Source organism: Burkholderia diffusa (genome assembly GCF_902499115.1).
GTDB lineage: Bacteria > Pseudomonadota > Gammaproteobacteria > Burkholderiales > Burkholderiaceae > Burkholderia > Burkholderia diffusa.
Genome location: NZ_CABVPN010000068.1, coordinates 1 through 1,507 on the forward strand (window position 1 = coordinate 1; position 1,507 = coordinate 1,507).

Sequence of the window (1,507 nt, forward strand, 5' to 3'; positions counted from 1 at the left end):
ATCGAATTGCTGGACCAGCCCGAGTACGGCGATTACTACCGGCAGGATGAAGACCCGCTGTGGTTGCCGCCGCCGCCAGCGCCGACGATCAACAGCCTGGCGTGGTACCAGTGCGACCACCTCGGCACGCCGCAGGAGCTGACTGATGAGCACAGCGAGATTGCGTGGAGCGCGGAGTACCGCGCCTGGGGTGTCGCGCAGGAGGCGATCAGGAAGGCGTCGGGGAAGGCACCGATCGCCAATCCCATCCGCTTCCAGGGGCAGTACCATGACCATGAGACGGGGCTGCATTACAACCGGCATCGGTACTATGATCCCAATACGGGGCGCTTTGTATCAAAGGACCCGATCGGGCTGGCCGGGGGGCTGAATTCATATCAGTACGCGCCCAATCCGGTGCAGTGGACAGATCCGCTTGGATTGAGCAACACGTTCCCGTCGAATCCAGACGACATGACAAAGGTCTTGGGTGTTGATCCTAAGATTGGAACGACTCCGGATGGAACGCCTCGCTATATTTGGTTGCCGAATAGCAACACACGCATCCGCTACGAGAGCCATCCCGAGGGTTTATGCCCTTGCGACAAAGGATTCAACCCACGCCATCATGGGGCGCATTACCACGTAGAAACGAAACCCGACGGCTTGAGCTGGGGCCAAGCAGGGCGGCACGGTCAGACAACCAAATCATTACCGGACGGCTACACACGGGGTAGCGGCACGGGATTCAATCCAGGCGAAAATTTTCCGGGAAGTTGAGAAATGAAAAGCAGTGAGATTTTTGTCGCTGATGCACAGATCGAGTCCTTCTCCTATCGAGAAGGACGTCTAGCAGTACTTATACAGGCCGATAGCGGAATGTTTGAGGTCATCTTCGATACCGTCCTTGGCATGATGGCCATTTCTCCAGAGGGACAAGATTTGTCGCATTTGGAAGAAAGCAGGGGGGGGGCTTATCTTATTGCCACATGTGAAACAGCGGAGGAACCGGCCGATGGGTTTAGGGAGTTCAGCTTTATCTCAGCTTGGACCGATGAGCCGTTGTTGACCGTAATTGCTATTGACGTTCAGGTTTCCAGAGCGTCGAATTAGACAAGGACCCATGCTTGAGCTCGAGGCGCACCACATCAAAATCGCATTTAGGGAAGAATTACTGACACAGCTTTGTGCCGGTGGCGCAGGCGGTGCGCGACGACGCCATCGAATTGCTCGACCAGCCCGAGTACGGCGATTACTACCGGCAGGATGAAGACCCGCTATGGCTGCCGCCGCCGCCCGCACCAGTCATCGACAGAGTCGCGTGGTACCAATGCGATCACCTCGGCACGCCGCAGGAACTGACGGACGAGCACAGCGAGATCGCCTGGAGCGCGGAGTACCGCGCGTGGGGTGTTGCGCAGGAGGCGATTCGCAAGGCCTCGGGCAAAGCACCGATCGCCAATCCCATCCGCTTCCAGGGGCAGTACCATGACCATGAGTCGGGGCTGCATTACAACCGGCATCGGTA

At 57.7% G+C, this 1,507-nt stretch carries 3 protein-coding genes; all 3 read left to right on the forward strand.

All coding sequences use genetic code 11. The features are described 5' to 3' along the window. Nucleotides 1–759, forward strand: a 759-nt coding sequence (locus BTE28158_RS32210; protein ID WP_174920292.1) for an RHS repeat-associated core domain-containing protein, incomplete at its 5' end; no start/stop codon positions are given. Nucleotides 760–762: 3 nt separating this feature from the next. Further along, nucleotides 763–1,092, forward strand: a complete 330-nt coding sequence (locus tag BTE28158_RS32215) for a hypothetical protein (RefSeq protein ID WP_151052665.1) — start codon at nucleotides 763–765, stop codon at nucleotides 1,090–1,092. A gap of 92 nt (nucleotides 1,093–1,184) precedes the next feature. Further along, a partial coding sequence (locus BTE28158_RS32220; protein ID WP_254597381.1) for an RHS repeat domain-containing protein occupies nucleotides 1,185–1,507 on the forward strand: 323 nt, incomplete at its 3' end.